The sequence below is a fragment of the Parafilimonas sp. genome (assembly GCF_047606085.1).
Classification (GTDB): domain Bacteria; phylum Bacteroidota; class Bacteroidia; order Chitinophagales; family Chitinophagaceae; genus Parafilimonas.
This window is the reverse complement of sequence record NZ_JASGEX010000230.1, coordinates 1-7,097: the sequence shown is the minus strand read 5'-3', so window position 1 is coordinate 7,097 and position 7,097 is coordinate 1. Positions and strand designations below refer to the sequence as shown.

The following is a 7,097-nucleotide window of genomic DNA, read 5'->3' as shown; positions in this document are numbered from 1 at the left end:
GTAATTTTATTGGAAACTTCACAACTATTTTGCATGGATTATTTAAGCAAACTCGTAACCGACATTGAACTTCAATCAGTGGACGGAATTAAAGAGTGTTTTGAAAACGGAATTAGTCCTAACGACTATTTTAAAAACAAACCACTTATTTATGAGCTTATAACAGAATATCCAAGAGGACCAAAGTTTAAAGAATGCGTTAAAGTGTTTGCAGACTATGGTTTAAACTTTGATGACAAAATTTTATTGGCAGTTTTAATGGATGATGCAACTACTTTAGATAAACAATTAAATAACGACAAAGATATGGCGGACAAATCTAAAAGTTAATTTGGGATAATCTTAAATATTAATTTGGACAATCTTAAATATTAACGATGCATGTAAATGAAGTTGTTTAAACTTAATTAAAAATCAAAAACGCCCCAGGAATTAAAGAATTTTGTTTTGCGAGCAAAAAACGAATAATTCTGGGACTAATAGACGAAGTTAAGATAGAACAATTGATATTGCCCCATTTGAGCAAAGGGAAAAGAGGCTTTAAAACACGTTTGGACTTAGTGAAAATAGTACAGCTAATTATAAAGCGAATGAAAACCGGCTGTCAGTGGCGTGAACTTAGTATCAAAGAGTACTTTGGGCAAGGAGGGCCTTGTTGGCAAACAGTGTACTACTATTTCAATAAATGGAGCAGGGACGGTTCATTCAAAAAAGCATGGATAAATCTGTTATCAGGCAATAAATCTTTGGTTGATATGTCTTCTGTCCAGTTAGATGGCAGCCATACACCTTCTAAACGAGGAGGAGAGGCTGTAGGGTATCAGGGCAGGAAAGCTACCAAGACGGGCAACAGCCTGTTTTTGTGCGATAATACGGGTCAGATGTTAGCGGTATCAAAGGCTCAATGTGGTGAACACAATGACTTGTACGATATAGCGAACCTTTTTAAAGAAATGATAGAAGTGCTGGAGCAAGCTGACATTGGTTATAAAGGCATATTTCTAAATGCCGACCCGGGATTTGACAGTGAGGAATTGAAAAACCTATGTGCGGAAAATGAAATTGAATTAAATGTAAAACCCAACAAACGAAATCAAAAACAACAGCAAAGTATTGATTATAACTATTTTGATGAAGAACTATATAAAAGAAGAACAAAAATTGAACATGCCAATGCCTGGATGGACGCTTTTAAAGCTTTACTCATACGATATGAAAAGCTCGTTGCTACATGGATGGCATTACAGTGGCTGGCAATTATTACATTGTTCTGTAGAAAATTAAAAGTTTAAACAACCTCATTTTTTAAAATCAACATGCAATACACTCAAGGGAAGAATAATTTATCCAAAATCAATTTCGGTATTATCACCAATATTAAGTGTGCGGCTTAAGCCTTTTACGCTGGCGTCGCTGCCGATAAGCGAATTGTCAAGCACCACTTCAAACAAATTAGTATAAGCGCCCACAATGCTATCGCGTATAACAGAATATTCAAGCGTGGTATTGGCGCCGATGGAAACATGCGGCCCAACAATAGAGTTTTTTAGCCTGCAGCCCGGTGCAATGGCTACCGGTGGAATAATGATGGAGCTTTCTCTCTGAAGATTGGCGTCCACTACCCCACCGAATTTTTTAAGCAGGAGGGTATTGGTTTCAAGCAATGTTTCTTTCTTACCGCAATCAAACCAGTTCTTTACTTTAAACGCCTTGAATTTTACGCCGCGCCGCATCATGCAGTCCAGCGCATCGGTTAAATTATATTCGCCAAAGCTGGTTATGTTTTGAGAAAACAATTGCTCCAGGCACCCAAATAAAACAGCGCTGTCTTTTATTTTATAAATGCCTACCAACGCCATATTGCTTTTTGGAATGGCAGGCTTTTCAATTACATGTTCAATCATGCCGTCTTCATCAATTTCAGCAACGCCAAAATTGCGCGGGTCATCTACCTTTTTTACACCAAGCATATTGCCGGGCGAATTAATCACTTCTTTAATATTATACTCACAAATAGTATCGCCAAGTGTAACCAGAACTTCATCGTCGCCAATAAACGATTTGGTAAGTTCCACTGCATGGCCTGTGCCATGCCGCTCGTTTTGCTGTGCAAAATGACAGGTTAGATGCGGGTACGTTTGCAGTACATATTCCTGGATTTTTTCGCCAAGATACCCGATAACGAAAATAAATTCATGAATGCCTGCCTCATGCAACTGGTCAACAATAAAACTTAAGATTGTTTTACCGGCAATTGGTATAAGAGCCTTTGGCTGTGTATATGTGTGTGGCCGCAGTTTAGCGCCTGCGCCTGCAACCGGGATAATCGCTTTCATGGAGATTATTCGTGCATCATGTGAAAACTACACATTGTTGCAACGGCGTGAAATTAATAACTTTTTCCAGATACAATAAAAATTGTATTTTTTACATTTAATCCCCGCAAAATTCTGTAACGTATTTACTTCGCAAATGTTAATTATGTTTTTTATTGATGCGGGCTACAGCATTGTATGGCATCACGGTTGGCTTGTCCCGATTTTCGGGAGTAACTCCCTTCATCAGCTGAATCATTATTCAGCAATAATTCAAACTGTAAACAAAATTTCAGCAGTTTATATTTGCTGCAAATTAGCAGTATGAATGGTGAATTTCAACCGGAAATTGTATTAGATCATATTTGTAAATTAGGCGAAGGCCCGGTTTGGGATGCAGCAGGCAACAGTATATTGTGGCTGGATATCCTGCAGGGGGAAATTCATCAATTCAATATAAATACAAAACAGCATTCCATATTTACCGCAGGCGAAATGGTTGGCTGCATTGCACCGCGTGAACAGGGCGGTTTTGTTGCGGGCCTTGAATATGGTATTGGTTTTATAGATACTGAAAAGAAAGAAGTAAAACATTTCATCCATCCGGAAGAAGGCTTAAACAATCGCTTCAATGATGGTAAAGCGGATGCTGCCGGCAGGTTTTGGACGGGCAGCATGTCGAAAACGGAAGAAGAAAACAAAGGCAATTTTTATATGGTTGATACGGATCTTTCCATACACAAAAAAATAGAAAATGTTTCTATTTCAAACGGGCTTGCCTGGAATACAGATAACACGATCTTATATTATATCAATACACCAATCAATTATGTATTTGCCTTTGATTTTAATATGGAAACAGGTGAAATAAATAACCAAAGGGTAGTTGTTGATCTCACGCATGAAAAGGGTTTTGCCGATGGAATGACGATTGATGAAGAAGGCATGTTATGGATAGCTTTTTACGATGGCTGGCGTGTGGCCAGGTATAATCCCGTTACAGGCGATCTGCTTCAGCAAATAGATTTACCTGTTGCCAATGCAACCTGCTGTACCTTTGGCGGCACAGACTTTACCGATCTTTATATTACTACTGCCAGTAAAGGCATGAGTAAAGAAGCCCTGGCGCAACAGCCACATGCCGGTAAATTATTTGTTGTAAAAAACACTGGCATAAAGGGAACGCCGGCCCAAAAATTTAAAGCTTAATTAAGGAGCTACAGGTTATGGCAGTTAAAAACAAAAATTACGCATAATGAAACTAATACGTTTTGGAAACAAGGGCAATGAAAAGCCGGGTATTATAGATGATAACAATATTCGCCGTGATGCATCGCAATTATTTAAAGACTGGAACAATGAATTTTTTGAACAGGGCGGGCTTGAAAAATTAAAGGCTGTTGAAGATATTTCACTGTTGCCTGCTGTAGATGAAAATGAGCGTTGGGCTGCGCCTGTTGCAAGACCAGGTAAAGCTATTTGTATTGGCCTGAATTATTCAGACCATGCAGCGGAAACCGGCGCTGCCATACCAAAAGAACCTATTGTTTTTATGAAAGCTTCCAACACGGTTGTTGGCCCGTATGATAATATTCTCATTCCGCGCAAAAGCAAAAAAACAGATTGGGAAGTTGAGCTGGCTGTTATCATAAAAAAAGAAGCCCGCTATCTTGAAAGTATTGATGATGCAAAAGCATACATTGCCGGTTATGCAATTGTAAACGATGTATCTGAAAGGGAATTTCAGATAGAACGCGGCGGCCAATGGACGAAAGGAAAATCCTGCGATAATTTTAGCCCGCTTGGCCCTTATTTATTAACAACCGATGAAATAAAAGACCCGCAAAATCTTTGGATGAAATTAACTGTAAATGGTGTTCAAATGCAGAACGGCAATTCATCTAAAATGATATTCAATGTATATTATGTGGTACATTACCTTTCGCAGTTTATGACGCTTGAAGCAGGCGATATTATTTTAACCGGCACTCCCCCCGGCGTTGCGCTCGGCATGCAAGAACCGCAGTACCTGAAAGACGGTGATGTGGTTGAACTTTCTATAGAGCAGCTTGGTACCCAAAAGCAAACCTGTGTAGATGCATAATTTTTTTAAATGTGTTGGGCAATATAAGCCAAACCATTACCTTTGCAGCCCTTTCAGGAAATAAGCATTTATTTTTTGAAGGAAACGGGAGGTAGTTCAGCCCGGTAGAATACCTGGTTTGGGACCAGGGGGTCGCAGGTTCGAATCCTGTCCTCCCGACTTTTAGAATGACAAAATATTCAAAATGCCTGTAAATAATTGATTTGCAGGCATTTTTATTTTTCATCATGTTAAGTTATTTCAAAATATATCAAGATATTTTTGAGACAATCCATGAGACTTTTTTTCGGGTAGATTTGTCTCAAAAAATCCTTGTTACGCATTGACACATAAAACGTAACATTTATTTTGATATGTTTTGAAACGTTTTATTCTCATGTCTTTTTGGTGAAAATGATTGAGAAATGATAACCAATTAATCATTTCAAAAAATGTGTTGTATGAAAAAAGACCTAACGTTCTTTATTGACATTATTATCAGGAAAGCAAAGAGCAATCCTGCTCATGGTTACTTATCTGCAAAAGTTACTGTCAATGGTATTCCAACTGAAATTTCTCTGAACCAAAAAATCCCTATTACTATATGGGATTCTAAAAGCGAAACGGTTAAAACAAAAAGCAAAGAAGCAGAATCTCTGAACAGGTATATCAACGATGTTCGCTACCGCATCACAGAAAGTAAACGCATATTAGAAGCCGGCAGGTATTCTGTTACCAGCGAAGCAATCCGGGAACATTACTTCAACCGGCATATAAGTCAGAGACCTCCTGCGTCCGGGCATACTGTAAATGAACTCATCCAAAAGCATCAGAAGATTGAATGTGACAGCAATAAATTAAAGCCAGGCACAACAAAGAATTATGCTGCAACAGAAAAGTATCTAAACAACTTCATGCTGCATTATTTTAAAGAGCCTGATATTGATTTAATAAAGATTGACTATGAAGCTTTATTGGAACTTGAAAGTTTTATTCGCGCCCATCCTTTAAAAGCATCAGACCCATGCCTCGGCAATGGTGTTTACAAACACATGGAAAGAGTAGAAAAAATGTTTCGCATGGCTAAGGATATGCGTTGGATAAAAGACAATCCCTTTGATTCATACCATGCTAAAAAGCAAAAAGTAAAAAGAGAAAACCTGAAGATTGAACATTTCATCAAAATTGAAAATCACTCTTTTCAAAATCGCAAAGTTCAATTAGTAAAAGACCTGTTTGTGTTCGACTGTTACGTTGGCGTTAGTTATGTTGACTTATTTGCTTTGGAAGAAAAGGATTTTGAACTGATTGATGGCAACCTGTTCTGTACTATATACAGAAATAAAAGCGTTGAGCTATGCGGCATTCCTGTACCTGATGTTGCAAAGGTCATAATGGATAAGTACCGTTGCACACCTGAAGCATTAATAAGAGGTAAAGTATTTCCTTATGTCAGCAACCAGGAATTCAATCGAAACCTAAAAATTATCGCAGGCATTTTAAACATACCTGTTGATTTAGATACCCGCAAAGCAAGAAGATTTTTTGCCAAAGAAGTTAACCTAAAAAATGGTGTTCCGTTAGAAACGGTTAGCAAATTATTAGGGCATAGTAAGATTAGTACAACAAAAGAAAATTATGCTGATGTGGATGAGGAAAAGATTATAGATGATACAGCTAATGTGCAGGAAAGATTTAATCGCAAGAAAGAGCAGTTTATTTATTCTTAAGAATAGGTTTTATAGAGCATAATAAATTAAATGTATCAATATGAATTTAGACAAGTATGAATATATGATGGACGAGACCTTGCTTAATTTTCAGTTTGAAAGTCTTGGGCCAAATGGAAGGGTGCTAAAAGTCATTGTAGTTACCCCACAGAACTCTAATGGGGTTACTTATTTTAATCTCGCTTTTGGCGATTGGGATAAGGCTCAACAAAAACTGGATGATTTGTCTATAACAAATAATAATGACAGAGAAAAAGTCCTTGCAACAGTTGCTGCAGTTGTATTGGAATTTTTAAATAATTTTCCCGATATGATGGTGTATGCTGAAGGCAGCACTCCATCGCGAACAAGATTGTATCAAATTGGCATTGCTTCACAATATGAAAAAATATCTTCCCTGCTGCATGTTTACGGATTTGTCAATGGTCAATGGGAAGAATTTAGGAAAGGTTACAATTACGAAGCCTTTTTGGTTTCGCTTAAATAAATTAATAAATTTACACCAGTTAAGGAGGTGAATATGGAAACAGCGTCAAAAAAAACAATAACTAAAAAATATTCAAAAGGTATTATAAGCGAAAAGGTAAAAGATTACAGCCATGATCCTTTTGTTATCAAAAAAGGAAAAGCTTCTGAAGCCTTTTTAAATAAGCATGGTTTTCCAAAAGAATTACTTGAAAAAAGATGAGGCGTAAGTAACTATATTTTGAAAAGGTTGTCTTTGACAGCTTTTTTTAGTATTATGCCCTTATTAGCTATAGCTATTTTTCCGGCACAGACTGAATAGTAGCCCATAGAAATTTAAATGAGCTAAGAACTACACTTCCCTATCGAATTTATTTATTGGTAGTGTTTATTTCTTTGTGTAAATAGCTTATTAGTAGCTGTATAGAGAGTTAACCCGCGGGCAGGTGAAGTGAAGTGAGGCGTAGCGGAGCCGAACGAAGCGAACCTGCCCGGTTTGCGGCC

The 7,097-nt window shown here is 37.6% G+C and carries 8 protein-coding genes and 1 tRNA gene; 8 read left to right on the top strand and 1 reads right to left on the bottom strand.

Annotated elements, in window-relative coordinates:
* Both QM629_RS20605 and QM629_RS20600 read left to right on the top strand, forming a co-directional pair.
* Window positions 1-330 (top strand): hypothetical protein (locus QM629_RS20605; protein ID WP_415161798.1); only part of this gene is annotated, 330 nt, incomplete at its 5' end.
* Between the two features lie 173 nt (window positions 331-503).
* On the top strand, window positions 504-1,292 hold the full coding sequence (locus tag QM629_RS20600; protein ID WP_415161797.1) for an IS5 family transposase: 789 nt from the start codon (window positions 504-506) through the stop codon (window positions 1,290-1,292).
* Between the two features lie 51 nt (window positions 1,293-1,343).
* On the opposite strand, the gene QM629_RS20595 is transcribed toward QM629_RS20600, so the two are convergent.
* Window positions 1,344-2,336, bottom strand: coding sequence for a sugar phosphate nucleotidyltransferase (locus QM629_RS20595; protein ID WP_415161796.1), 993 nt, complete (start codon window positions 2,334-2,336; stop codon window positions 1,344-1,346).
* A gap of 303 nt (window positions 2,337-2,639) precedes the next feature.
* Here QM629_RS20595 and QM629_RS20590 point away from each other — a divergent pair, with 303 nt between their 5' ends.
* The 6 genes from QM629_RS20590 (at window position 2,640) to QM629_RS20565 (ending at window position 6,816) form a co-directional block, all read left to right on the top strand.
* Window positions 2,640-3,524, top strand: a complete 885-nt coding sequence (locus QM629_RS20590; protein ID WP_415161795.1) for an SMP-30/gluconolactonase/LRE family protein — start codon at window positions 2,640-2,642, stop codon at window positions 3,522-3,524.
* A 46-nt stretch (window positions 3,525-3,570) separates the two neighbouring features.
* Window positions 3,571-4,419 carry a fumarylacetoacetate hydrolase family protein gene (locus QM629_RS20585; RefSeq protein WP_415161794.1) on the top strand — a complete coding sequence of 283 codons (849 nt, stop codon included), beginning with the start codon at window positions 3,571-3,573 and terminating at the stop codon, window positions 4,417-4,419.
* Window positions 4,420-4,504: 85 nt separating this feature from the next.
* Window positions 4,505-4,578 (top strand) — tRNA-Pro (locus QM629_RS20580).
* A 281-nt stretch (window positions 4,579-4,859) separates the two neighbouring features.
* On the top strand, window positions 4,860-6,128 hold the full coding sequence (locus QM629_RS20575) for a phage integrase SAM-like domain-containing protein (RefSeq protein ID WP_415161793.1): 1,269 nt from the start codon (window positions 4,860-4,862) through the stop codon (window positions 6,126-6,128).
* 40 nt (window positions 6,129-6,168) lie between these two features.
* Window positions 6,169-6,615 carry a DUF6934 family protein gene (locus tag QM629_RS20570; protein ID WP_415161792.1) on the top strand — a complete coding sequence of 149 codons (447 nt, stop codon included), beginning with the start codon at window positions 6,169-6,171 and terminating at the stop codon, window positions 6,613-6,615.
* Between the two features lie 33 nt (window positions 6,616-6,648).
* The gene (locus tag QM629_RS20565) at window positions 6,649-6,816 is read left to right on the top strand and encodes a hypothetical protein (RefSeq protein WP_415161791.1); all 168 of its coding nucleotides are present in this window, start codon (window positions 6,649-6,651) and stop codon (window positions 6,814-6,816) included.
* Window positions 6,817-7,097 lie beyond the last annotated feature (281 nt).

Excerpts from the sequence above, each read along its gene's own strand:
- QM629_RS20565 (WP_415161791.1), top strand. The coding sequence starts at position 6,649 with ATGGAAACAGCGTCAAAAAAAACAATAACTAAAAAATATTCAAAAGGT.
- QM629_RS20575 (WP_415161793.1), top strand. The coding sequence starts at position 4,860 with ATGAAAAAAGACCTAACGTTCTTTATTGACATTATTATCAGGAAAGCA.
- QM629_RS20570 (WP_415161792.1), top strand. The coding sequence starts at position 6,169 with ATGAATTTAGACAAGTATGAATATATGATGGACGAGACCTTGCTTAAT.
- QM629_RS20595 (WP_415161796.1), bottom strand. The coding sequence starts at position 2,336 with ATGAAAGCGATTATCCCGGTTGCAGGCGCAGGCGCTAAACTGCGGCCA.
- QM629_RS20590 (WP_415161795.1), top strand. The coding sequence starts at position 2,640 with ATGAATGGTGAATTTCAACCGGAAATTGTATTAGATCATATTTGTAAA.
- QM629_RS20585 (WP_415161794.1), top strand. The coding sequence starts at position 3,571 with ATGAAACTAATACGTTTTGGAAACAAGGGCAATGAAAAGCCGGGTATT.